The organism is Kitasatospora sp. NPDC033851 (assembly GCF_055576085.1).
Genome location: NZ_JBVIRL010000001.1, coordinates 181,960 through 204,485 on the forward strand (window position 1 = coordinate 181,960; position 22,526 = coordinate 204,485).

General features: G+C 74.1%; 22 protein-coding genes. 8 read left to right on the forward strand and 14 right to left on the reverse strand.

Annotated features, from left to right (window positions below; all coding sequences use genetic code 11):
• Position 1: 1 nt before the first annotated feature.
• Positions 2-997: a sphingomyelin phosphodiesterase gene (gene sph / locus ACZ51D_RS00830; RefSeq protein WP_465660648.1), complete on the reverse strand. Its 996-nt coding sequence runs from the start codon at positions 995-997 to the stop codon at positions 2-4.
• 300 nt (positions 998-1,297) lie between these two features.
• Here sph and ACZ51D_RS00835 point away from each other — a divergent pair, with 300 nt between their 5' ends.
• Positions 1,298-1,999: a hypothetical protein gene (locus tag ACZ51D_RS00835; protein ID WP_465660650.1), complete on the forward strand. Its 702-nt coding sequence runs from the start codon at positions 1,298-1,300 to the stop codon at positions 1,997-1,999.
• 75 nt (positions 2,000-2,074) lie between these two features.
• On the forward strand, positions 2,075-2,647 hold the full coding sequence (locus ACZ51D_RS00840) for a PH domain-containing protein (protein ID WP_465660652.1): 573 nt from the start codon (positions 2,075-2,077) through the stop codon (positions 2,645-2,647).
• 75 nt (positions 2,648-2,722) lie between these two features.
• Here the strand turns inward: ACZ51D_RS00840 and ACZ51D_RS00845 are convergent, their stop codons facing one another.
• Complete coding sequence (locus ACZ51D_RS00845) at positions 2,723-3,463, reverse strand: hypothetical protein (protein ID WP_360501766.1); 741 nt, start codon at positions 3,461-3,463, stop codon at positions 2,723-2,725.
• 460 nt (positions 3,464-3,923) lie between these two features.
• Between ACZ51D_RS00845 and ACZ51D_RS00850 the strand changes: the two genes are divergently transcribed.
• Positions 3,924-5,114 carry a hypothetical protein gene (locus tag ACZ51D_RS00850; RefSeq protein ID WP_465614839.1) on the forward strand — a complete coding sequence of 397 codons (1,191 nt, stop codon included), beginning with the start codon at positions 3,924-3,926 and terminating at the stop codon, positions 5,112-5,114.
• A gap of 65 nt (positions 5,115-5,179) precedes the next feature.
• Here the strand turns inward: ACZ51D_RS00850 and ACZ51D_RS00855 are convergent, their stop codons facing one another.
• Both ACZ51D_RS00855 and ACZ51D_RS00860 read right to left on the reverse strand, forming a co-directional pair.
• Entirely contained in the window at positions 5,180-5,386 is a 207-nt protein-coding gene (locus tag ACZ51D_RS00855; protein ID WP_465614838.1) for a hypothetical protein, read from the reverse strand.
• 95 nt (positions 5,387-5,481) lie between these two features.
• Positions 5,482-6,171 (reverse strand): ribonuclease H family protein, encoded by a 690-nt coding sequence (locus tag ACZ51D_RS00860; protein WP_465614837.1) that lies wholly within the window; start codon positions 6,169-6,171, stop codon positions 5,482-5,484.
• Between the two features lie 181 nt (positions 6,172-6,352).
• Here ACZ51D_RS00860 and ACZ51D_RS00865 point away from each other — a divergent pair, with 181 nt between their 5' ends.
• On the forward strand, positions 6,353-6,589 hold the full coding sequence (locus ACZ51D_RS00865; RefSeq protein ID WP_465614836.1) for a hypothetical protein: 237 nt from the start codon (positions 6,353-6,355) through the stop codon (positions 6,587-6,589).
• Here the strand turns inward: ACZ51D_RS00865 and ACZ51D_RS00870 are convergent.
• Positions 6,565-8,283 (reverse strand): PLP-dependent aminotransferase family protein, encoded by a 1,719-nt coding sequence (locus ACZ51D_RS00870; protein ID WP_465614835.1) that lies wholly within the window; start codon positions 8,281-8,283, stop codon positions 6,565-6,567. The genes ACZ51D_RS00865 and ACZ51D_RS00870 overlap by 25 nt on opposite strands.
• Before the next feature lie 160 nt (positions 8,284-8,443).
• Here ACZ51D_RS00870 and ACZ51D_RS00875 point away from each other — a divergent pair, with 160 nt between their 5' ends.
• Positions 8,444-8,935 (forward strand): Lrp/AsnC family transcriptional regulator, encoded by a 492-nt coding sequence (locus ACZ51D_RS00875; RefSeq protein WP_360501750.1) that lies wholly within the window; start codon positions 8,444-8,446, stop codon positions 8,933-8,935.
• A 61-nt stretch (positions 8,936-8,996) separates the two neighbouring features.
• Here the strand turns inward: ACZ51D_RS00875 and ACZ51D_RS00880 are convergent, their stop codons facing one another.
• Positions 8,997-9,638 (reverse strand): TetR/AcrR family transcriptional regulator, encoded by a 642-nt coding sequence (locus tag ACZ51D_RS00880; protein ID WP_465614834.1) that lies wholly within the window; start codon positions 9,636-9,638, stop codon positions 8,997-8,999.
• Between the two features lie 89 nt (positions 9,639-9,727).
• Here ACZ51D_RS00880 and ACZ51D_RS00885 point away from each other — a divergent pair, with 89 nt between their 5' ends.
• Both ACZ51D_RS00885 and tsaA read left to right on the forward strand, forming a co-directional pair.
• On the forward strand, positions 9,728-10,363 hold the full coding sequence (locus tag ACZ51D_RS00885; protein ID WP_465614833.1) for an NAD(P)-dependent oxidoreductase: 636 nt from the start codon (positions 9,728-9,730) through the stop codon (positions 10,361-10,363).
• A gap of 85 nt (positions 10,364-10,448) precedes the next feature.
• Positions 10,449-10,895 (forward strand): tRNA (N6-threonylcarbamoyladenosine(37)-N6)-methyltransferase TrmO, encoded by a 447-nt coding sequence (gene tsaA, locus ACZ51D_RS00890; RefSeq protein WP_360501742.1) that lies wholly within the window; start codon positions 10,449-10,451, stop codon positions 10,893-10,895.
• 54 nt (positions 10,896-10,949) lie between these two features.
• Here the strand turns inward: tsaA and ACZ51D_RS00895 are convergent, their stop codons facing one another.
• The 8 genes from ACZ51D_RS00895 to ACZ51D_RS00930 form a co-directional block, all read right to left on the reverse strand.
• A complete protein-coding gene (locus tag ACZ51D_RS00895) occupies positions 10,950-12,107 on the reverse strand; it encodes a baeRF2 domain-containing protein (RefSeq protein ID WP_465660654.1) in 1,158 nt (385 codons plus the stop codon).
• Positions 12,108-12,211: 104 nt separating this feature from the next.
• The gene (locus tag ACZ51D_RS00900; RefSeq protein ID WP_465660656.1) at positions 12,212-12,652 is read right to left on the reverse strand and encodes an ATP-binding protein; all 441 of its coding nucleotides are present in this window, start codon (positions 12,650-12,652) and stop codon (positions 12,212-12,214) included.
• 57 nt (positions 12,653-12,709) lie between these two features.
• Positions 12,710-13,336, reverse strand: a complete 627-nt coding sequence (locus tag ACZ51D_RS00905; protein ID WP_465660658.1) for a hypothetical protein — start codon at positions 13,334-13,336, stop codon at positions 12,710-12,712.
• Positions 13,337-13,442: 106 nt separating this feature from the next.
• Positions 13,443-15,908: a PP2C family protein-serine/threonine phosphatase gene (locus ACZ51D_RS00910; protein WP_465660660.1), complete on the reverse strand. Its 2,466-nt coding sequence runs from the start codon at positions 15,906-15,908 to the stop codon at positions 13,443-13,445.
• 22 nt (positions 15,909-15,930) lie between these two features.
• Entirely contained in the window at positions 15,931-19,794 is a 3,864-nt protein-coding gene (locus tag ACZ51D_RS00915) for a HAMP domain-containing protein (protein WP_465660662.1), read from the reverse strand.
• A gap of 210 nt (positions 19,795-20,004) precedes the next feature.
• Entirely contained in the window at positions 20,005-20,376 is a 372-nt protein-coding gene (locus tag ACZ51D_RS00920) for an STAS domain-containing protein (RefSeq protein WP_465660664.1), read from the reverse strand.
• A gap of 160 nt (positions 20,377-20,536) precedes the next feature.
• Positions 20,537-20,995 (reverse strand): ATP-binding protein, encoded by a 459-nt coding sequence (locus tag ACZ51D_RS00925; RefSeq protein WP_396288247.1) that lies wholly within the window; start codon positions 20,993-20,995, stop codon positions 20,537-20,539.
• Positions 20,996-21,006: 11 nt separating this feature from the next.
• Entirely contained in the window at positions 21,007-21,447 is a 441-nt protein-coding gene (locus tag ACZ51D_RS00930) for an STAS domain-containing protein (protein WP_465614826.1), read from the reverse strand.
• A gap of 387 nt (positions 21,448-21,834) precedes the next feature.
• On the opposite strand from ACZ51D_RS00930, the gene ACZ51D_RS00935 reads away from it, so the two are divergent.
• Positions 21,835-22,512: a phosphoribosyltransferase gene (locus tag ACZ51D_RS00935; RefSeq protein WP_465660666.1), complete on the forward strand. Its 678-nt coding sequence runs from the start codon at positions 21,835-21,837 to the stop codon at positions 22,510-22,512.
• Positions 22,513-22,526: the final 14 nt, after the last annotated feature.

Sequence of the window (22,526 nt, forward strand, 5' to 3'; positions counted from 1 at the left end):
GTCAGTGCGCGGCGAGCGGGTAGTGGTCGGAGAGGTCGGTGTAGGTGTAGCTCTTGCCCCAACTGCTCACCGTCCAGGGCGCGCTGTGCTCCCGGACGACCTGGTTGGTGTACTGCTGCGGGCGGGCGTGGTCGGCGCGGTAGAGCACGTAGTCGAGGTCCTCCTTGGGCTCGCCCGGGTAGCGGTAGGCGGCGATGGAGTTGTCGGCGGTGTCGAAGGAGTACGGCCAGCCGGTGCGGGCGGACGCCGGGGCGAGGTTGCCGTTGTCCAGCAGCGCCTGGTACTCGGAGCCGTGGGAGTCGATGTTGAGGTCGCCCGCGAGGACGATCGGCTCGCCGGCCGGGATCCGCTTGGCGTCGAGGAAGCCGCGCATCGCAGTGAGTTGCTTGGCCCGGATGTCCGCCGCCTGGCCGCTGGTGCAGCCCGAGTCGGTGGACTGCAGGTGGGTGCCGACCACGTGGGTGCGGCGGCCGTCGACGTCCAGCACCGCGTAGACGAAGCCCTTGTTGGAGAACCAGTCCGAGCCGCACGCGTCCTTGTAGACGTACTGTTCCTTGTGCAGGATCGGCCACTTGCTGAGCAGGGTGACCCCGCCGTCCTCGGGGGTGGTGGAGCTGTAGCTGCCGGAGGTGGCGTCCCAGCCACTCGTGGAGCGGCCGACCACGGGCGTGTGGTGCGGGTACGCGGCCGAGGCCTTCGCGGTCAGCGCGTCGGAGGCCGCATTGTCGAAGGCCTCCTCCAGCACGACCACGTCGTGGCCCTGGAAGAAGTCCGCCGAGGCGATCGCCTGCGCCCGGTACTGCTGGCCCCAGTTGGGGTAGAGCGTGGTGCTCATCAGGAACACGTTGTAGGTGAGCACGTCGAGCGGGGGCGCACTCTTCTCTGTCGACGTGTGGGCCGGCGCGCTCTCGGCCGAGGCGGGGGCGGCGCCGAGCGTGACGAGCACGGTGGCGGCGGCACCGGCGGCGAGGGCACGGCGGACGGACGACAGCGGCATCTGGGCTCCGTGGGGCGTGTCGTGGACCCGTCGGGTCGCGGGATGTTGTGTATCCAACGTGCCGGTCGGCACGGACCGCAAGACGTCGGGCGAGCATTCGGTGAACCCGCCGGTAACACCCGCACGAACCAGCGGACAGGCGGTCACCGGACCGCCCTGCCTGCCCCCGCTCTTCCGGCCGTCGGGGGCTGCGGTCACACTGTCGCAGGCACGGCAAACGGGCAACGCAAACGGGCGCCGCAATGGGCACGGCAGAGGGCACGGAAAGAACGCACCACCGCACCACCGGACGGGGGCCACATGGCAGGCAGGAAGAAGCAGAAGAGACCGCTCGCCGAAGGGGTGGTCCGGCCGCCGAAGCGGGTTCGCAGGCGCCCGGCACCGGAGCTGTCGCCGCGGGCGGTCCGCCGGACGGCGTGGCTGGTCGGGCTGCTCACCCCGGTGCTGATGGTCGGCCTGCTGGCGATCGCCACCGACCCGGACTACCAGCTCCTCTGCACGGTCCCCGCGTTCCTGGTGTTGTCGACGGGCATCATCGGCATGGGGTTCGTCCGGGCCCGCGGCTGGGTGATCTGGCCGGCCGTCCTGCTCGGTGTGCTGCTGATGGTGCTTCCGACGACGAGCATCCGCGCGCAGATCCTGTCCCATCGCGCGGTGAAGACCGAGGTCGTGGTCACCGGCGCCCACAGCGCGAAGGACCGGAGCGGGAAGGTGAGCTGGACCTGCGACATCCGCCGCGCCGACGGGCAGCCGCTGCCGCACGGCCAGGTCGGCGGCTTCGGCTGCTCGGGCAGGTCCGACGTCGGCACCGCCATGAACGTGCTGGTCGACCCGGAGGGCTGGGCCCCGCCGGCCTCGCTGGACGAGGACCTGTCCTTCCGCGGCGGCGGCCTCTACGTCACCGCCGCAGCCGCCGTCCTGTGGGGCCTGCTCACCCTGGGTGCGGCGCGCCGCACCCTCCGCGAGACGGCCGCGACCGCCGGTCGGAAGGGCCGCGGGTAGCGGGCGAGGAGGTCCCCGGGAAGTGATCCGCACCCCCCTGTTCCGGCCCGGGGGCGCAGGCGTAATCTGCGCCGTGTGAACGAACTGATCTTCCGGGGGAAGGACTTGTTCCGGCCCTCGTGGTCGAACCTCGGGCCGCTCCTCGTCGTGATCGTGCTCCAACTCGTCTTCGGCGGGATGAAGCTCGGCACCTGGGGCGCACTCTGGCTGGTCCTCGGGACCCTGGTGCTCGCCGTCCCGGCCTTCGTCCTGAGCTGGCGCTGCTGGAGCCGGGTCGGCGGCGACGGCGTCACCGTCTGCTGGGGTGTCGGCCGCGGCCGCACCTACCCGTGGCACGAGGTCCGTTGGATCGATGTGCGGGAGACCAAGAGCAACGGCTCGACGTCGTACGTGGCGCGGATCCACCTCACCGACGGGCGGCGCCGCTCGCTGCCGGGCCTGCAGACCAGCGCGATCTACCCGGCCGCGGACTTCGAGGTGAACTTCCGGCGACTGGTGAACTGGTGGGAGTACAGCACGGACGCGACGCAGCGGGTGAAGCCGGCGAAGCAGTTCCGGGACCGGCTGACGCCGACGGTGATCGGCGTGCTCGTCGGGATCGTCGTCGTCGTGGTGGTCTTCGTCGTCGTCGCCCTGCAGGGGCAGTAGTCGCGGAAAGCCGATCGGCCCCGGCTCCCATCGGGGAGCCGGGGCCGACGCGTGTTCAGGCGGCCTACGGCGAGGTCACTGCTGCCCGGGGTAGCCAGGCTGGCCGCCGTAGGGCGACGCCTGCGGCGGGTAGGGCTGGGCCGGGGCCGCCGGGTAGGCCTGCTGCGGCGGGTAGGGCTGCGCCGCCGGGTACGGCTGCTGCTGCGGCGGGTACGGCTGGGCCGGCGGGGCCGGGTAGGCCTGCTGCGGCGGGTACGGCTGCGCGGGCGGCGCCGGGTAGGCCTGCTGCTGCGGGAAGGGCTGGCCCTGCTGCGGGTAGGCCTGGCCGGGCTGCCCCGGGTACGGCATGCCCGTGGGCGCGAGCTCGAACGGCTGCGAGGACGGGTCGATCGACCCGGGCGGGAAGGCCGTGCTCAGCTGGTCCATCTCGGCCCGCCAGTAGCGGTGGATGTTCAGCCGGGTCGGCTTGGTGCTGGTGGGCAGCTGCAGGTACATCGAGCTCCAGATCGAGGCCCGCTTGACCCGGCTCACCGGGAAGGCGTTCCGCGGGAAGACCGCGACCACCTCGCCGGGGCGGTTGGTCCAGCGGCTGGCCGTGTTGACCACGATCGAGCTGTTGGTGAGCGTCAGGAAGTAGAACTGACGGGTCAGTGCGACGATCAGGCCGAGCAGCGGCACCTCGTCGAAGACCGCGTTGAGCCACGGGCTGGGGCCGGTCTCCACGTGCACGCACGCGATGAACGTCTCCCCCGGCGGCGCCACCTGCGAGAGCTTCTCGATGACCTGGGCCTTCTGCTTCGCCCGGCGTATTGCCATGCTTTCGGTACCTCTTACCCCGTCGTGTCCGCCGACCTTGCCCGGCGGGAAATCGGCTGAGGCTAGCAGGTGGTGGGCGGGCTCTGAACATCCCTTCTCGGCAAAGGTTTTGCCATGTTTCCGCTGGTCAGCGCGGCGGCCACCGCCATCGCCCGGCGGGCGGACGACGGATCAGGCCACATCGGGCGTTCTCGGGCCGGATTGGTTAAAGCCTGGGCCAAATAATCGTGTGACTACTTGCTGATAATGTGTTCACCTGTGTAGGCGCTGTGGCGCTGCATGCCGCAGGGGAGGAAAGGCCCGTCAGTCCGATCGGGCCCAGTCACACAGGAGTTGCACCATCAACACCGCCATCCGCAAGGCCGCTCGCGGTGCGATACCCGTCGCCGTCACCGCTTCCGTCCTCGCCACCGGTCTCGCCGCCTGCGGCACCGTCGAGCAGCTCTCCGCCGCCCAGAAGGTGTCCAAGGCCTTCGACAAGGTCGGTGACGGCAAGTCGGCCGGCTTCGCGCTCTCCATCGACGCCACCCCCGAGCAGATCGTCGCCTTCGCCAAGGCCACCGGGGAGAAGGGCGTCGGAGGCAAGGGCGCCGGAGGCAAGCGCGCCGACGGACAGATCGACGAGAAGAGCGCCAAGGCGCTGTCCGGGCTCACACTCGCCGTCGCGGTCTCCGCCGACAAGCCGCTCAAGGACATCGACGCCTTCAAGAGCGCCAAGGGCTCGGCCGCCGGCAACGACCTGACGCTCGACAAGTCGGTGCGCATCTCCTACGTGCTCTCCGACCGCAACGGCGCCGCGCTGCTGGAGTACCGCCAGGTCGACGCCAAGGGCTACCTGCACGTCGACGCCAAGGGCCTGGTCAAGCTCGTCGGCGAGGACCCGTCCCAGGTGGACGCCGTCAGCAAGGACCTGCCGCCGGACATGGGCCCGGTCAAGGAGGTGCTGGCCGGCACGTGGGTCTCGCTCGACCTCCAGGAGCTCGCCGACGAGGCGAAGAAGAACGACGGCAAGAAGGCCACCCCGAGCGCCGCGCCCACCGCCGACCCGGAGGCCGCCAAACAGCTCGTCAACTCGCTGAAGGACGTGCTCAGCCGCACCGTCACGTACGAGGACAAGGGCAAGAAGGACGGCGCCGAGCACATCTGGCTGAGCGCCCCGGCCCGCCAGCTGGTGGACGAGATGTTCAAGGCCGTCAAGCCGGTCGCGGACAAGTTCCCGCAGCAGTTCGGGAAGTTCCCGAGCCAGGCCCCGAGCGACGTGCCGGACCGCAAGGTCGGCGTCGACCTCTACCTGAAGAACGGCGCCTTCTCCTCCGCCACGTTCGACCTCGCCCAGCTGCAGGACAAGATCGAGCCGGGCGTCAACTTCCCGGTGAAGCTCGCCTTCAACCAGTCGGCCCCGAACGTCCAGGTTCCGGCCGGCGCGGTGAAGATGACCAGCGCGGACCTGACGAAGGCGGTGCTCGGCCTCGCCGCCGGCCCCGGCGGCGGCCTCGCCCCGGAGGGCGGCCCGGCCACCGCCGCGGCACCGCTGACCGACGCCCAGCTCAAGGAGCTCGCCAAGCTCGGCGTCCCGGAGTCCCAGGCCCGCGCGTTCAACTCGCTCGGCATGAGCTTCGAGGACATCAAGGAGATCACGCAGGAGAGCTGATCCAGCTCGACCCCGCCACCACGATCGGCCGGCCGCACCTGCGGCCGGCCGATCGCGTTCCGCCCCTACACCGCCTGCACGGCACGCCTGGCCGACAACTCGACCCGGCCTGACCGCAGATGGCTGCGGTGACCGTCGGTGAACTCCAGCCGCAGGCTGCGGTCCACCGGGGCGGCCACGACGACGGCGCTCTCGACCGCGGCGTAGGACGACTCGCGGTAGACCCACACCCGGTCCCCGACATGGAACTCCGCCGTCTCCGAGACGATCACCGCACCCACCTCCGGCTCCGCCGGGACCTTCCCACCGGGATGTACGGACGGGAGCCCCGGCGGACTCAGCGCGACGGCGGTCCAGGTACCCGCTGTCAGGCGTGGGCGGCGACGCACTCCGGGTGGCCCCAGCTGCTGCCGACCTTGGTGATCTTGTCGCCCTTGGCGTACGGGCGGCTGCACGGGCAGGTGCCGGGGTAGCGGGCGGCGAGGGTACGGGCGGTGCCCGAGGAGGCGCGCTTCGCCGGGCTGCCGGCCGAGGCGGTGCGGGTGGTGCGGGGCTTCGGGGCGGCGGCCGGGTCGGGCTCGGGGAGGTCGGCGGCGGTGCCGGAGGCGTCCCGCTGGGTGCGGGCGGCGTCGCTGGCGGCCTTGTCGGCGATGGCGTTCAGCGGGTCGCCGTCCACCTGGTGGGCCGGGACGTAGACGAAGGTGACGTCCCGGTCCTCCAGCAGCGCGTCGATCGCCTGGATCAGCTCCTGGTTGGCGACCGGCTTGCCGGCCGCCGTCTTCCAGCCGTTGCGCTTCCAGCCCTTCAGCCACTTGGTCACCGAGTCGCGGGTGTAGGTGCTGTCCAGCCGCACCTCCAGCGGCACGGCCGGGTCGGTCGCCGCCAGCAGCCGCTGCAGCGCCGTCAGCTCGCCCACGTTGTTGGTGCTGTGCCCGAGCGCCCCGGACTCCCAGCGCTGGGGCGCCCCCTGGGCGTCCGCCACCACGTACGCCCAGCCCGCCGGGCCCGGGTTGCCCTTGGCTGCTCCGTCACACGCTGCAATGACTCGTTCGACCATGCCCCGATCATGCCTGGTCGGGCAGCCGGGAACCAAAGCCGCTCGGCCGCACAGCCCGCTCAGGCCCGCAGGCCCGCAGGCCCGCAGTCCGGCAGTCCCGCGGAGAGCGACCCGACCTGGTGGGCGGCGAACGGCCGCTCCGGACTCGCCGTCGTCCCGACTCCGTGCTGTCGTAGGGCGCATGATCACTTCATCGCCGGCCCGCCTGGCCGTCCCGCTCGCGGCCGCCCTCCTCGTCTGCGCCGCCGGCGCCCCCGCCTGGGCGCTCCCGTACGACGTCACCGCCGAGCAGTGCCAGGAGGCCGGCGGCACCGTGCAGGGCGTCGGCTACTGCGTGGGCGCCGTCGGTGCGGACGAGTGGGGGGCGGACATCGACGGGCAGGGCGTCAACGCCTACCCGAACGCCGGGGACCGGTGAGCGTCCTCGACCGGTAGGCCCAGGATCGCCGGGTCCTCGGCGAGTTCGGCCAGCAGGGCGTCCAGCTTCGCGCGGTCGACCGAGGGCATCACGAAGACGTGCACGTAGCTGCGTCGGGTGGTCTCGTCGCCCGGGACCAGCAGCACGTCCTGGGAGGACAGCGACCACTTGGCCACCAGCTCCGGGCTCGGCTGGCGGAACCGCACGGTGACGGCGCCCGGGGTACGGGCCGGCCAGAGCTCGACGCCGAGCTCCTGCTCCATGGCGACCAGCCGCCGCTCCAGGTAGGCGGCGAGCTCCTGGGCCGCGCGGATCCGGTCCACCTGGTCCTGGTAGGAGTACCGGGACAGGTGGTCCCAGAGGATCAGCGGGGAGAAGCCGTTGCGGGAGCCGGCGAAGGTGGTGTCCGGCGCGCCGATGTAGTCCGGCTGGGACGGCGGCGAGATCTGGTACTTCACCTTCGTCATGTAGATCCCGCACGGCCACGGCGCACCGGCCCACTTGTGGCCGCTCATCGCGATCGAGGAGACCATGTCGACCTCGCCGCACTCGGCGCTGGGCAGCCGCAGGCCGAAGTCGAACTCGGGCAGCTCCACCTCGGGGGTCCAGCCGTACGCCCCCGGGTCCTGGGCGGCCAGGCGCAGGAACGGCGCGTAGCCGGCGCCGAGCGCGCCGTCCACGTGGATCCAGAAGCCGCGGCGCACGTCGACCAGCGGCTCCCCGGTCACCGGGTCGGTGCCGCAGACCACCTCGCGGCGGACCAGGCCGTACCGCTCGAAGATCGGGAGCAGCCGCTCGCAGACCGCGCGGACGTCGTCGTGGGCGCCCTTGAAGGTGCTGCCCAGGTTGAGGTTGACGAAGACCGGGTGGCCCTTGGCGGCGAAGAACTCGACGAGTGTGGCGAGGGCGTCGACGTCTATCGCGCCGGGGCCGTCCCAGGACAGGCCGGACGGCCCCGGGCTGGACGGCACCTCGGTGGGCCAGGTGCGGAGGCCGGTCACGGGGTCGACCAGCGGGCACTCGTCGGCGTACTTCTCCAGGCCCACGGCGTGGAAGGTCTCGACGCCCAGGACGCGGACGGCCTTGGCGAAGGAGTAGTGGGTGTCCTCGGAGTAGAACGCCACCGGGTGGTGCGCGTTCGGGTTCGACCGGTCGGGCGTGGCCTTCACGTAGCGCAGCGCGTCGAAGGGGGTGGTCGGCGGCTGGATCAGCGCCTTGCCGCTCAGGTAGTCCCGGGCGTTCCAGAGGGCGTACATGTTGCCCTCGGTCGAGCCCATGGACAGCATGTAGCCCCAGTAGGACTCGGGGTCGGCCGGGTCGTGCGGGCGCTCGGCGTGCCACAGCTTCGCGTAGTAGTCGAGGACGGCCCGCTCGACGACCTTGGTGTTGGGCTTGTAGCCGCCGCTCTGGAACGGGTCGCCGAGGTTGTTGATGTTGTTGGGCATGAACCGGGCCAGGTCCAGCGCGGTGCCCTGCATGTCCTGGGTGGCCTGGTACCCGACCAGGTGCTTGCGCTTGCGGGTCAGGTACTCGTCGACCGCGTCGAGTGCGCGGAGCCGCTGTGCGTCGTCCAGTCCGCCGGCCGGGAGCGCGAAGTCGCCGCCGGCCAGCTCCGGGCCGGGGTCGACGGCCGTCGGGGCGGCGGCGTCCGGGTCGGCGGCCGGGGCGAAGGTGGCGGACGCGGTCGGGCTCATGGGCAGGGCACTCCGGGCTCACGGTGGGTGGCGACGGGCGTTCGCCGGTCGCGGCAAGGATGGAACCTTTCGCCGCCCACGGGAAGCCCCTCCGAAGAACATTCGACCCGGGGCCGATCAGGTTTGCGAATCTGCGGAAACGGCTGCCATCCTGGCGGGCATGCCGAACAATCCGCAGGCCCGGCGGGCACCGGTCGACGACGTGGACCGGGCGATCATCCGCGCCCTGGCCGACAACGCCCGCCTCCCGAACAACGCCCTCGCGGCGGCCGTCGGCATCGCCCCCTCCACCTGCCTGGCCCGGGTCCGGGCGCTCCAGGAACGCGGCATCATCCGCGGCTTCCGCGCCGAGCTCGACCCCGCCGCGATCGGGCTGCCGCTCCAGGCGATGATCTCGGTCCGGCTCCGCGCCCACACCCGCGAGCAGAACGAGAGCTTCCGCAGCACCGCCCCCGACCTGCCCGGCGTCCTGGCCGTCTTCCACATGGCCGGCTCCGACGACTACCTGCTGCACGTCGGCGTCGCGGGCCCCGAGGCGCTGCGCGACTTCGTGGTCGACCACCTCACCACCCACCCGGCGGTCGCCCAGACCCGGACCAACCTGATCTTCGAGCAGATACCGGGCCGCCGCTACCTCGCGCCCGGACGCTGAGCGTCCGTCGCCCTCGGGCCACTGATCACCGGAGGCCGTCGAGTCAGCGAATGGTGCCGAGTCACCGGATTCCGTCGAGCAGGGCCCGCACCGTCGCGGTCGCGAACTCGTCCAGGGTGGCCGGACGGATGGCCTCGGCCGGGCCCTCACCGGCGTAGAAGAGCTCCAGGAAGGCGCGGTGGAAGCAGGCGCCGATCAGGAGCATCGCGGCAGCGTCCGGGTCGACCGCCGTGGAGACGCGGCCGAGCCGCTGCTCGGCGCGCAGGTAGTCGGCCAGGTGCACACCGACGTGGTGCGGGCCGGAGTCGCCGAGCTTGGCGCGGTGGGCGGCGAGCAGCTCGGGGCTGGCGAAGAGCGATCCGGCCATGGGGAACGACTGCCGGTAGAACGGGACGGCGACCCGGACCACCGCCTCCAGGTGCTCGCCGACCGTGTCCTCCCCCGCCCGGCCGGGCAGCTCGGCGACGGCGGCCGCGAGACGCGGGGCGCGTTCGCGCAGGACACGGACGAAGATCTCCTCCTTGTCCCGGAAGTGCTTGTACAGCGCCGCCTCCGAGCAGCCCGCCTCCCGGGCGATCTCCTTCGTGGTGGCCCGGACGAGCCCCACCGTGCCGAGCAGGCGGGCGGCGGCGTCGAGTACCCGCGCCCGGGTCAGCGCCGCCCCGGTGAGCGGCTCGGTTCCGTCATGTCCGTCATGCGTCATGGACGTGATCCTACCTTGACAGGTGGGTGAGTACTCACTCACCATCGAAGAAGAAGGAAGTGAGCACTCACCCACCCCCGGGAGGGGTCATGAAACTCGCTGTTCTGGGCGCCACCGGCGGCGTCGGCCGCCATCTGGTCGCCCATGCGCTCGCCGACGGACACCACGTCACGGCCGCCGTCCGCGACCCGGCCCGGCTGACCGTCCACCACGACCGGCTGACCGTGGTCAGGGCGGACTCCCTCGACCCCGCCTCCCTGAAGCCGGTGATCGAGGGCGCCGACGCCGTCCTCTCCGGCATGGGCCAGGCCGGCCGTTCCGATCCCCTGAAGCCCGCCTCGACCTCCGCCCGCGCGGCGGCCACCGCCATGGCAGCCGTCGGGGTCCGGCGCCTCCTCGTCGTCAGCGCCGCGCCCCTCAACCGCGCCGGGACCGGCCAGGCCTTCGCCACCGCGAAGCTGTTCGGACCCCTGCTGTGGGCGGTCCTCAAGGACGTGTACACCGACCTCGAAGCCATGGAGCGCGTCCTGCGCGACAGCGGCCTGGACTGGACGGCCGTACGGCCCCCGCGCCTCACCGACAAGCCCGGCCTGGGCCGATACCGCCACGCCGTCGAGGCCGGCCCGGCCGGCAACAGCATGCCCCGCGCCGACGTGGCCCGGGCCATGCTGGACTTCCTCCCCGACCCGGCCACCTACCGCCACGCCGTCGGCATCAGCTCCTGACACCCGCCGCCGAGCCCCCGGCCGCCGACGGTCGGGCCCGCTACGGTGCTGGCGGACGGAGTCCCGGACTGCAACGGAGGGCGCAATGACGGACACGGGTTTCCCCGGGCGGGGCGAACCGGAGCAGAGCTTCGAGGTGCGGGTGATCGGGCGGGTGGAGTCGCCGTTGTTGGAGCGGGCGGGGGCGCCCCGGCAGGGGGACGAGGGCGGGCCGGCCGCGTGGGTGGCGTTCGACGCGTCGGTGGGACGGGGGCTGCGGGACCTGGCGGTCGGCCAGGAGGTGCTGCTGCTGACCTGGTTGGACCGGGCCGACCGGGAGGTGCTCGCGGTGCATCCGCGCGGGGAGCGCTCCCGGCCGGAGACCGGGGTGTTCGCCACCCGCTCGCCGGACCGGCCCAACCCGATCGGGCTGCACCGGGTCACCGTCCTGGCCGTGGACGGCCTGCGGCTGCGGGTCAGCGACCTGGAGGCCATCGACGGCACCCCGGTGCTGGACGTGAAGCCGGTGCTGCCCGGGGTCGGCGAGCGGTAGCGGGCGAACGGCCGTCAGGCGGGCCGCGCCGCCGTCAGGTGGAGCGAACGGCCGTCAGGCGGGCCAGCGCAGGACCGCGCCGAGGCCTCCGGGCGGGCCGGGGACGGTGTCCGGGACGAGCAGCGCCTCGGCGCCGGAGGCCGCGCCGGCGCGCAGCAGGGCGTCGGCGGCGGGGGCCTGCGCCGGGTGGGCGACGCCCATGCTGCGCAGGTCGGCCCGGTGGACGCCGAGGTGTTCGGGTTCGGGACCGGTCCACACCGGGCGTTCCGGGTCGTGGCCGCTCGCCTGCAGGAGCAGCGCGGCGAGCTGGTGCTGCCGGGCGGCGCTCACCACGGCGGGGATGCCCCGGGCGGCCGGCCCGGGCGCGGTCTCGGTGCCGGCGCTGTCGGTGCCGTGCTCGCCGGGGCGGCCGACGGCGGTGTGGAAGGTTTCCAGCACCTCGGCCAGGTGCCGGGCGCGGTGGTCGTCCCAGGCTTCGGCGAGGCGCCGGCCGAAGGCCTCGCCGATGTTCCCGTCGGACCGGCCGCTGCCTTCCAACTCGACGGTCAGGGGCTGCAGTTGCCTCGGCAGCCGGTCGTGGACGGCCCGGCGCTCACGGGCGTCCCCGGTGAGGACGAGCAGGCGGGCGCCGCTGTCCGGCCAGACCCGGGCGAGGTGGTCGGCGATGATCCCGGCGGTGCGGTCCCAGGTGTCCTCGACGCGGTGCCGGTAGTGCCACTCGTAGCGGTCGGCGGGCGGGGCGCGGTGTCCCCGGCCCTGCCACTGCGGGCTCTCGACCGTGCCGAGCGGGTCGCTGCGGCCGAGCTCGTACCGCTCGAGCGTGGCGCCGGTGCGGTCGACGGCGGCGAGCAGGCAGGCGGGCGCGGCGTCGTCCAGCAGGCCGACCAGCGGGCTGGTGTGCGGGAGCGGGGCCCAGGTGGCGGCCACGTCGGGCGGGAAAACGGCGAGCGGGACGTCCAGGGCCACCTCACCGTCGGCTGCGAACAGCGCCCGCCCGGGCGGGGAGCCGGCGGCGGGTTCGGCGGCCAGGTGGTCGCGGACGGCCGCGCAGGTGTCCTCGTCGGTGCCGGCGTCGGCCAGCCGCCGCACGGCGGCGCGGTCGATCAGCGCCCGGCGCCGGACGGCGTCCTCGGTGGCACGGTCGGTGTCGAGGTAGACGGTGGCCCAGGGGCCGGGCCGGTCGAGCAGCGGGGTGAGGAACGCGAGGTCCATGGTGGCCTCCCGTGGTGGATGGGCAGGCTCTACGGGCTTGTCCCGGTGCGCTCGCCCCGGTGGGGCGGCTGCCGGGTCCGCCGTGGACGGCTTACTCGGGGCACCTACCCGCCTGGGCCCGGCGGACACCGCTGCGCGGGCATCCGCAGCTCGCACCAGACCGCCTTCCCTGGGCCCAGCGGGCGCCAGCCCCAGCGCCGGCTGAGCCGGTTCACCAGGAACAGTCCGAGGCCCCCCGATCCGTCGTCGCCGTACGGTGCCCGGGGCATCGGCGGGCGGCGGCTGGGGTCGCTGACCTCGATGCGCAGCGCGCTGTCGCTCCGGACGAGCAGCAGTGCGCCGGGGCCGGCGGTGTGGCGCTGCGCGTTGCCGACGAGTTCGGAGACCAGCAGCACGGCGTCGGCGACCACGGCCCGGTCCGGCACGTCGGCCAGGAACCGGGCGGTGACGGCGCGCGCCTCGGCCGCCGCCCCTCGCCGGCCCGCGAGTGGCAACCGCACCGCTTGCGCGGCCGGGCCGACGGAGGGCGCCCGGGCCCTCGACATGCGATCGCCTCTCCTCCGTGCCGACTCGACGGGCTTCGGTCCGTGTGCGGGCTTCGGTCAGCGGCCGAACAGATGACGGATCCGGCCTCCCGGTTGTGGTGACGCCTCCCGGCCACCCTGCTCGGCGGCCTGTTCCTCTGACGGCGGTTCATCCGGCCGCGCGAACCCCTCGTCGGAGCCCGGCGCCTGGGCGGCGCGGTCGCCGTAGGCGCGTTCGTCGTTGGCGCGGCGGTCGTCGTAGGAGCGCTCACCGTAGGCCCGTTCGTCGTAGGCCCGTTCATCGTAGGCCCGTTCGTCGTTGGCGCGCCGGTCGTCGTAGGCCCGCTCGCCGTCGACCGGCGCCGCGCGGTCCGCCGGGGCGGACCGCTGTACCGGCTCCACCCGCTCGACGGGCTCCACCGGCTCCACCGGTTCGGCCTCCCGGTACGCCACCCGGCGCCGTGCCGGTCGCGCCGCACCCACCGCACGCCCGGCCCGCCGGGTCGACCGCATCAGGGCGAGGCCGAGGCAGAAGAGCAGCGCGAGGGCCACGCCGGAGAGGAAGACGCCCAGAGTGTTCAGCGTCACGAGGTCGTTTCCCAGGATCGTGACCTGGTAGTCGGGCCCGCCGGAGAGGTTGTCCGCGATCAGCAGCCCGACGAACGCGCCGGACGCCGACATCAGCAGAAGTCCTAGCAGCAACATGGGGGTCCCTTCCGTCCCGTTCTGCGCCCCCGACAGGTCGCGCCTACCCGGACCGTGCGGTCCGTAACGGGCCGTGTCCTGCGGCCCCCGGTGCTGCCCCGTGGCCCTACTCGGTCTGGACGGCGATCAGGCAGGTGTCGTCGTCGGTGTCGGCGGGGCTGAGTTCGAGCAGCCGGTCCAGGTACTGCTCCAGGTCCGGGCCGGGGGCTCCGGCCGCGCGGATCAGCTGCTCGACGGATTCCTCGACCGGGCGGTCCCGGCGCTCGACCAGCCCGTCGGTGTAGAGCAGCAGGACGTCCCCGGGGTCGAGCCGGGCGGTGCTCTCCCCGTACTGGGCGTCGTCCAGGGCGCCGAGCAGCACGCCGTGCGGCAGGGGCAGCACGTGGGCGCCGTCGGCGCCGAGCCGGATCGGCGGCAGGTGGCCGGCCCGGGCCCAGCGCAGCTCGCCGTCGGCCGGGTCGAGCAGCACGCAGACGGCGGTCGCGGTGACCTGCCCGGGTTCGCGCAGGGCGACGGCGTTGGCCCACTCCAGCAGCCGGCCCGGGCCGGCGCCGGTGACCGCGAGGCCGCGCAGGGCGTGCCGCAGCGCGACCATCCCGGTGGCCGCGCCGACGCCGTGTCCGGCCACGTCGCCGACCGCGAGGAGCACCCGTTTGTCGGGCAGCGGCATGACGTCGTACCAGTCGCCGCCGACCCGGTCGCGCTGGGCGGCGGGGCGGTAGCGGACGGCGGCGTGCACACCGGTGACGCCGAGCGGAGGCGGTGCGGCCGGGAGGATGGCCTGCTGGAGCCGCAGCGCCAGCTGCTCCCGTTCGGCGGACTCCTGCTCGCTGTCGGCGAGCCGCTCCCGGGTGGCGCCGAGCGCGACCTCCGTCCAGTGCTGGGCGGACACGTCGTGGTAGGCGCCGCGGATCGCGGTGAGCTGTCCGGCGTCGTCGAGTACGGGCTCGGCGATCACCCGGGTGAAGCGGTGGGTGCCGTCGGGCCGGTCGAGGCGGATGACGGCCGAGGCGGTGCGGTGGCGGTGCCGGACGGTGTCCAGCAGGCGGCGGATCGCGGGCCGGTCGTCCGGGTGGGTGTGCCGCGCGAGCCGGGCCAGCGGCACCGGCGCCGCGTCCGGCGGCAGCCCGTAGAGCTCGCGCAGCCCGTCGCTCCACCGGATCCGGCCCTCGACCGGCCTCTCCTCGAAGCCGGCCACCCGGACGAGCCGGTGGGCCTGGCGCAGCAGTGCGGTCCGCTCGTCCTCCTCGGCCCGCTCGTCGTCCAGCTGCCAGCACACCAGCAGTCGGCCGCCGAGCGGGACGACCGCGAGCAGGGCGGCGGCGGGGCCGGCGGCCCCGGTGTCCTGGAAGGCCAGCCGGACGCGTTCGGCCGGGCACGGCGCGCCCGTCTCGTACGCGTGGACCAGGCGGTCGAGCAGGCCCGCCGCGCAGGCGACCGGGTAGGACTCCAGCAGCGAGGCGCCCTCCAGCGTGTCCCGGGGGCGGCCGAGCGGGTCGCGGAACCGGGCGTTGAATCGCCGGATGGTGAAGTCGACGGCCCGGTCGTCCCGGACGACGGGTTCCAGCAGCAGGGCGGGGGTGAGCAGCCCCTCCAGGAGGGCGGCGGTCTCCTCGGGCGTCACGGGCTCGCGGGGCGGGCCGAGCAGGGTCGTGCAGAGGTCGGCGAGCGCGTACAGCCGGCGGTGCTGGGGCGGGCCGAGCGCCGGGGCGGAGCCGGACCAGACCAGCTCCAGGGCGCCCCGGCGGCGGCCCTGGTCGACCAGCGGGAGGACGGCCCGGGCGGAGCCGGCGCCCACCGAGGGCGCGTCGGTCCCCGGCTCACCGGGCCACAGCGCCACCCCGCCGCCGATCACCCACTGCGCGGGGGTGAGGACGCCGGGCGGCACCCGGTCCCAGGCGGCGGTCTCGTCGGCGGACAGCCCGGCGTGCGCGGCGAGGGCGAGCACGCCGCCGGGCAGCCGCAGCCAGACGGCCACGGCACGGGCGCCGAGGGCCGCGCCGGTCTGGTCCAGCACGGCCTCGGCGGCGCGCTGCAGGTCGGACGCGGCGGCGAGCGCGGGCGCGACGGGCGGGCCGGTGTCGGGCAGGTCCGGGTCGAGCGCGTCGAGGTCGGACGCACTGCCGTCTGACGTACCGAGGTCGGACGTACCGACGTCGGGTGCACCGAGGTCGCGCGGGTCGGCGCCGGGGGCCCCGAAGGTTCCCGCCTCGGGGGCCGGCTCCGGGGCCGACTCCGGGGCCGGCTCCGGCAGCCCGGCGATGTCCGCCGCCAGCCCGGCGACCGGCACGCCCGCCTCCCGGGCCAGCCGGGCGAGGTACGCGGCGGCCTCGGCGACCCGCAGGCCGAGCCGCTCGGCCAGGATGCCGGTGGCGAGGTCGACGGCGGCCCTGGTCCGCGCCTCGGCGTGTGCCCGGGTGGCGGCCCCTTGCAGCCGCCGGACGGTCTCGGCCAACGCCCGGGCCGCGCGGTCCGCGGCCTCCCGCGCCGCGTCGCCCGCAGGTTCCTGCCCCGCGGCGGCGCCCACGGGCTGCGGCTCCGGGCGGTCCGCGGGTTCTCGCGCGGCGGTCATGGCGGGTCCGGTCGGCTCGTGGTCACGAGGCGTCCAGCCGGGTCCGCATGCGGTCGAGCAGGTGGACGGTGTCGACCGGCTTGGTGACATGGTCGTCGGCGCCGGCGGCCAGGCTGCGGTCCCGGTCGCCGGGCATGGCCTTGGCGGTGACGGCGACGACGGGCAGCCGGTCGAAGCGGGTGTCGGCGCGGATCGCCTCGATGGCCGCGTAGCCGTCGAGTCCGGGCATCATGACGTCCATCAGGACGAGGTCGGTCTCCGGGTGGGCACGCAGCAGGTCGAGTCCGGCGCGGCCGTCGTCGGCGTGCAGGACGGTCAGCCCGTGCTGTTCCAGGGCCGCGGTGAGGGCGAAGACGTTGCGGATGTCGTCGTCGACGATCAGCACGGTCCGTCCGGCGAGCGGGTCGGCCCTCGGCGGGGCCGCCGGGTCCTGGACGGGATCCGCTCCTTGCGCCCCCGCCTCCCCCTTCGCCGCCGCCTCCCCCGCCGCCGACGGCCCGTCGTCGAGCAGCCGGATCAGCCGCTCCCGCAGGTCGTCCAGTCCCCTGGCGCGCTCCACGCTCCCGGGTGTGTCGCCCTCGCCGCCGTACCCGAGCACGGGTGTGCCCACCGCCGCGGCCTCCGCCAGGGCGGGTGCGAGGCCGGCGGAGCGGGCGAGGTCGAGCAGCACGCACCGGTACGGGCCGCCGGCGAGCGCGTCCCGCAGCGCGGCCTCGTCGCCGACCCCGTCGACCCGCACCGGCGGTGCCGATCCGCCCAGTTCGGCGGCGGCGGAGCGGGCGAGCTGGGAGAGCAGGGCCGGCGGGTCCGGCTCGACCACCAGGACCTGCGGCGCGGCGTGCGGGTCGTGGTCCGACGGCTGTTCGGGGGCGCCGAGCGGCAGGTAGAGGGTGAAGCTGCTGCCCCGTCCGGCGGTGGAGCGGACGGTGATGGTGCCGCCGAGCAGCCGGGCGAGTTCCCGGCTGATCGACAGGCCGAGGCCGGTGCCGCCGTAGCGTCGCGCGGTGGAGCCGTCGGCCTGCTGGAAGGCACCGAAGATGGTGTCCAGGTGGTCCGGGTCGATGCCGATCCCGGTGTCCTCGACGTGGAAGGCCACCGCCGCTTGCGGGCGGCCGAGTTCGGGCGGCAGGTCCGGCCCTTCGGCGCGTTCGATCCGCAGTTCGACCCGGCCGGCGTCGGTGAACTTGACGGCGTTGGAGAGCAGGTTGCGCAGTACCTGGCGCAGCCGGGCCTGGTCGGTGACGATCCGTTCCGGGACCGCCGGGCCGACGGTCACCTCGAAGGTGAGGCCCTTCTGGTCGGCCAGCGGCTCGAAGCCGGACTCCACGTACTCCAGCAGCTCGCGCACGGCGAAGGGTTCGGGGGTCAGCTCCATCTTCCCGGCCTCCACCTTGGAGAGGTCGAGGATGTCGTTGATGAGCTGGAGCAGGTCGGTGCCGGCCGAGTGGATCACGCCCGCGTACTCGACCTGTTTGGGGGTGAGGTTGCCGCCGGTGTTCTCGGCGAGCAGCTGGGCGAGGATGAGCAGGCTGTTGAGCGGGGTGCGCAGCTCGTGGCTCATGTTGGCCAGGAACTCGGACTTGTACATCGAGGCCAGGGTCAACTCCCGTGCGCGTTCCTCGAGTTCCTGGCGGGCCTGCTCGATCTCCAGGTTCTTCGCCTCGATGTCGCGGTTGCGCTGGGCGAGCAGGGCGGCCTTGTCCTCCAACTCGGCGTTGGAGCGCCGTAGTTCCTGCTGTCCTTCCTGCAACTCCTCGGAGCGGGCCTGGAGTTCGGCGGTGAGCCGCTGGGACTCGCCGAGCAGCTCGTCGGTGCGGGCGTTGGCGAGCAGGGTGCCGATGTTGACGCCGCAGGCCTCGGTGAACTGCTCCAGGAAGTCGCGGTGGACCTCGGTGAAGGAGTGGACGGAGGCGAACTCCATGACGCCGATCAGCCACTCCTCCAGCGCGATCGGCAGGACGACGACCGAGCGGACGTCGGCGGCACCCGCGCCCGAGGCGACGGTGGCGTAGCCGGGCGGCAGGTCGTCCACGAGGACGGTCCGCCGGGTGCGGGCGGCCTGTCCGACCAGGCCCTCCCCCAGCCGCACCCGCCGTTCCTCCCCGGCCGGGCGGCCGTAGGCACTGATCAGGGCCAGCTCGGTGCCGGCTTCGCCCTCCACGGCGAGGAAGAACGCGCCGTACTGGGCGCCGATCAGCGGGGTCAGCTCGTCGGTGATCATCTCGGCGACGGAGCGGATGTCCCGGCGGCCCTGGATGGCGGCGGAGAAGCGGGCCAGGTTGGACTTCAGCCAGTCCTGCTCCTGGTTGGCCAGGGTGGTCTCGCGCAGTGACCCGACCATGGCGTTGATGTTGTCCTTGAGCTCGGCGACCTCGCCGGAGGCGTCCACGCTGACCGAGCGGGTGAGGTCGCCGGCCGCGACGGCGCTGGTGACCTCGGCGATCGCCCGGACCTGCCGGGTCAGGTTGCCGGCCAGCTCGTTGACGTTCTCGGTGAGCCGCTTCCAGGTGCCGGCGACCCCCTCCACCCGGGCCTGGCCGCCCAGCCGGCCCTCGCTGCCGACCTCGCGGGCCACCCGGGTCACCTCGGCGGCGAACGAGGACAGCGTGTCCACCATGGTGTTGACGGTGTTCTTGAGCTCCAGGATCTCGCCGCGCGCGTCCACGTCGATCTTGCGGGTCAGGTCGCCCTCGGCGACGGCCGTGGTGACCTGGGCGATGTTGCGTACCTGGCTGGTCAGGTTGTGCGCCATGAAGTTGACGTTGTCGGTGAGGTCCTTCCACGTCCCGGCGACGTTGGGTACCCGGGCCTGGCCGCCCAGGATGCCCTCGGTGCCGACCTCGCGGGCCACCCGGGTCACCTCGTCCGCGAACACGGACAGGGTGTCGACCATGGTGTTGATCGCGTCGGCCAGGGCGGCGACCTCGCCCTTGGACTCGACGGTGATCTTCCGGGACAGGTCGCCCTTGGCCACGGCGGTCGCCACCTCGGACATCGAGCGGACCTGGCCGGTCAGGTTGGAGGCCATCACGTTGACGTTGTCCGTGAGGTCCTTCCACGTCCCGGAGACGCCCCGGACGGTGGCCTGGCCGCCGAGGTTCCCCTCGGTGCCGACCTCGCGGGCCACCCGGGTGACCTCGCCGGCGAAGGCGGACAGCTGGTCGACCATCGTGTTGATGGTCTCCTTCAGCTCGAGGATCTCGCCGCGCGCGTCCACCCGGATCTTCTGCGACAGGTCGCCCTCGGCCACGGCGGTGGTCACCGAGGCGATCGCCCGGACCTGGGCGGTGAGGTTGTCGGCCATGACGTTCACCGAGTCGGTCAGGTCGCGCCACGTCCCGGCGACGCCCGGCACCTGCGCCTGCCCGCCGAGCCGGCCCTCGCTGCCGACCTCGCGGGCCACCCGGGTCACCTCGGCGGCGAACGAGGACAGCGTGTCCACCATGGTGTTGACGGTGTTCTTGAGCTCCAGGATCTCGCCCCGAGCGTCCACCTCGATCTTCTGGGTGAGGTCGCCGCGCGCCACCGCCGTGGTCACCTGGGCGATGTTGCGCACCTGCCAGGACAGGTTGCCCGCCATCGCGTTGACCGCGTCGGTCAGGTCCAGCCAGGTCCCGGCCGCGTCCGGCACCTGCGCCTGGCCGCCGAGCCGCCCGTCGGTGCCGACCTCGCGCGCCACCCGGGTCACCTCGGAGGTCACCCGGGCCAGCTGGTCGGCCATCCCGTTGAAGACCTCGGCGATCTCCCCGAGCACGCCCGGCCGGTCCGGGGCGAGCCGGGTACGGAAGTCCCCGTCGCGTACGGCGGTCAGTCCCGCGAGCAACTGCCGCAGCGCCTGCTCGGCCGGGTCGGCCGCCGCGGCGCCGGGTACCGGGTGCTCGTCCATCCGTCCACCGTCCGGATCGCTCACACGGCCGGGGTGCGCCGTCCGGGCACCTCGGGTCCGGGGACGGCGGGGTCCACCGCCCTGCTCCCACTGTGCCACTGCGGGCACCGGGGCCGCAGGTGGGGCAGGCGGTGCGGGCCGGGGCAGGCGGGCAGGCCGGGGGAAGGGAAACGATGCAGGCGGCCCGGACGGGAGCCGCGCCGGGCGGGCTCAGTCCGGCACGGCCTCGCGGATCACGAAGGCGTCGGTGACCCCGGTGAGTTCGAGCATGCGCAGGATCAGCGGCCTGGGCCGGGCCAGCTCGAACCGGCTCCCCTCGAGGGCGGCCCGGGCCTTGGACCGGAGCAGGGCGTTGAGCCCGGTGGAGTCGCAGAACTCCAGCCCGGCGCAGTCGATCACGATGACGGCGGCCGGCCCGGCGAGGGCGCCCTCGACGGCGGACCGCAGGTCGGCCACCGAGTCCAGGTCCAGCTCGCCGTAAAGGACCAGCACGGTGCCCCGGGCCCACGGCCTGGCCTCGACGACGAGCCCTTCGACCCGATCGGCGGCCGGGTTCCCGGCCCACTGCGGGCGCTTCGTCATGAGCCTCGGGCTCCTCTCGCCGCGTCCGGGCCCCGGAGCCCGGTGCTCCCTGCCCGCTGACGCCTGCGACAGCGCGGTTATCCCGTTCGGGCCGAAGGAAACACCCGAGGCCGCGGACGGGGCGGACGGGAGGGACAGCTGCGGCGCCGAGGGGCAGCCGTCAGCCCCGGACGGAGCCGACGGGCGGGCCCGCCACCTCCAGCCAGACCAGCTTCCCGCCGCCCTCCGGCTCCGAGCCCCAGGACCGGGAGAGCCGGTCCACCACCCGCAGCCCGTGCCCGCCCGGCCGACCCGGGTCGGCGTACGGGCGCAGCCTCGGCGGCACCGGGCTCGCGTCCGCGACCTCGACCCGCAGCCGCTCGCCGTCCCAGCGCAACCGCAGCTCACGCGGGCCGCCGGGGGCGTGCAGACAGGCGTTGGTGACCAGCTCGGAGACCATCAGCAGGACGTCCTCGACCACCAACTGCCGCTCCTCGTCGGCGGTCGGCAGCCAGTGCCAGGACCGCAGCACCTGCCGGCTGAACGCACGGCTGCGCTGCACCGCACCGGCGCTGCCCGCGAGCATCAGACGCCGGATCTGCTCCGGTCCGGGCAGCTCGCCGTCGCCGAGCCGGTCCACGGCCGCCCTCCTCACGTCCGCTCGGGCGGAGCGGCGGGCCCGGCGGTGCCCCGCGGCGCCTTGAGCGCCGAACCGAGGTCGGGGTGGATCCGCAGCACGGTGTCGGCCCCGGTGACCGCGAGGAGCCGCGCCACGACGGGGCTCGGGCCGGCCAGCTCCAGCCGCAGCCCGGCCGCCTGCGCGTCCAGGTGCGCGCGGAGCAGGACGTTCAGGCCGGTCGAGTCGCAGAACCGCAGGTCGGTGAAGTCGATCACGATCCGTTCGACGCCGTCCGGCGGTGGCCCGGCGAGCGCGGCGCGCAGCGCATCGGCTGTGTCGTGGTCCAGTTCCCCGGCCACGGTGACGACCCGTACCGGGCCCTCGTCGGCCACCGCGACGCGCAGGTCGCCGAACGCGTGGTCTCCGGCGGGCTCGCAGGGTTTCTCGGATGGCCCCTCGGATGGCCGTGGCATGGCTCGCTCCCGGTCGGGTCGGGACGGCGGTGCGCCGTCGGGACCATCATCGCGCGCGCCCTGGCGGGCCGCGCGGACGGCCGTCCCCGGACCCGGCCGCCGCCTAGCGACGGCCGGAAGCGCTGTCCGTCGGACGTCCACGACCCGCGTCTGCCCCGGCTCGCCGTGGCCACACCGGCAGAACCGCCGAGGCCGGACGTCAGGGAACCGCGGGGCCGGACGTCAGGGAATCCCTGCCGGACGTGACGGAACCGCGGGGCCGGACGTCAGAGCGTGCCGTGACGGGGAAGCCGCCCCGGTGGCGGGGCCGGTGCCGCACGCACACGGCCGCCACCGCGAGAACCCCGAGAGGGCACGCGGGAGAACCCCGAGGAGGACGAGCCGCCCGTGAGATTCCTCGACCGCAGCACCGCCGGGCACCAGCTCGCCCAGCGGCTCGCCCCGCTCCTCGACGGCCGGTCCCGTCACCGGGTGGTGGTCCTGGGCCTCGCCCCCGGCGGGCTGCCGGTGGCCGCGGAGGTCGCCGGGGCCCTGGACGCCCCGCTCGACGCCGCAGTGGTCCGGCCGCTGGTCGTCCCCGGCTGCGACCACCCGATCGGCGCGATCGCCGACCGCGACCCGCCGCTGTTCGACCGGTACACCCTGACGATCCTCGGTGTCACCGCGGCGCAGCTCGGCGCGAGCGTCCAGCGCGAGCGCGTCGAGGTGCACCGTCGCGAGTCGCTGTACCGCCAGGGCCGGTCCCGGCACCCCCTGCACGGGCGGACCGCGGTCCTGGTCTTCGACGGCCTGACGGACGCGCTCACCGCCCGCGCCGCCGTCCACGCCGTCGCCGCCGAACACCCGGACCGGCTGATCCTCGCGGCGCCGGTCGGCGACGCCCGGATCGCGGCCGACCTGCGGCGGGACGTGGACGAGCTGGTCTGCCTCCACCTGCCCCGCTACGCGCACGCCGCCGGCCCCTGGTACGACGAGTTCCACGACGTCACCGACCGCGAGGCCGCCGTCCTGCTGCGGCGGCACGCCGTGTCCGTCCTCCCCGGGTCCGTCGGCGAACGGACCTGAGGAGGCCTCACCGC

Bases quoted from the DNA above. Each gene is read 5' to 3' on its own strand.
- sph (WP_465660648.1), bottom strand. From the start codon at position 997: ATGCCGCTGTCGTCCGTCCGCCGTGCCCTCGCCGCCGGTGCCGCCGCC.
- ACZ51D_RS00835 (WP_465660650.1), top strand. From the start codon at position 1,298: ATGGCAGGCAGGAAGAAGCAGAAGAGACCGCTCGCCGAAGGGGTGGTC.
- ACZ51D_RS00845 (WP_360501766.1), bottom strand. From the start codon at position 3,463: ATGGCAATACGCCGGGCGAAGCAGAAGGCCCAGGTCATCGAGAAGCTC.
- ACZ51D_RS00860 (WP_465614837.1), bottom strand. From the start codon at position 6,171: ATGGTCGAACGAGTCATTGCAGCGTGTGACGGAGCAGCCAAGGGCAAC.
- ACZ51D_RS00865 (WP_465614836.1), top strand. From the start codon at position 6,353: ATGATCACTTCATCGCCGGCCCGCCTGGCCGTCCCGCTCGCGGCCGCC.
- ACZ51D_RS00870 (WP_465614835.1), bottom strand. From the start codon at position 8,283: ATGAGCCCGACCGCGTCCGCCACCTTCGCCCCGGCCGCCGACCCGGAC.
- ACZ51D_RS00875 (WP_360501750.1), top strand. From the start codon at position 8,444: ATGCCGAACAATCCGCAGGCCCGGCGGGCACCGGTCGACGACGTGGAC.
- ACZ51D_RS00880 (WP_465614834.1), bottom strand. From the start codon at position 9,638: ATGACGCATGACGGACATGACGGAACCGAGCCGCTCACCGGGGCGGCG.
- ACZ51D_RS00885 (WP_465614833.1), top strand. From the start codon at position 9,728: ATGAAACTCGCTGTTCTGGGCGCCACCGGCGGCGTCGGCCGCCATCTG.
- tsaA (WP_360501742.1), top strand. From the start codon at position 10,449: ATGACGGACACGGGTTTCCCCGGGCGGGGCGAACCGGAGCAGAGCTTC.
- ACZ51D_RS00895 (WP_465660654.1), bottom strand. From the start codon at position 12,107: ATGGACCTCGCGTTCCTCACCCCGCTGCTCGACCGGCCCGGCCCCTGG.
- ACZ51D_RS00900 (WP_465660656.1), bottom strand. From the start codon at position 12,652: ATGTCGAGGGCCCGGGCGCCCTCCGTCGGCCCGGCCGCGCAAGCGGTG.
- ACZ51D_RS00905 (WP_465660658.1), bottom strand. From the start codon at position 13,336: ATGTTGCTGCTAGGACTTCTGCTGATGTCGGCGTCCGGCGCGTTCGTC.
- ACZ51D_RS00910 (WP_465660660.1), bottom strand. From the start codon at position 15,908: ATGACCGCCGCGCGAGAACCCGCGGACCGCCCGGAGCCGCAGCCCGTG.
- ACZ51D_RS00915 (WP_465660662.1), bottom strand. From the start codon at position 19,794: ATGGACGAGCACCCGGTACCCGGCGCCGCGGCGGCCGACCCGGCCGAG.
- ACZ51D_RS00920 (WP_465660664.1), bottom strand. From the start codon at position 20,376: ATGACGAAGCGCCCGCAGTGGGCCGGGAACCCGGCCGCCGATCGGGTC.
- ACZ51D_RS00930 (WP_465614826.1), bottom strand. From the start codon at position 21,447: ATGCCACGGCCATCCGAGGGGCCATCCGAGAAACCCTGCGAGCCCGCC.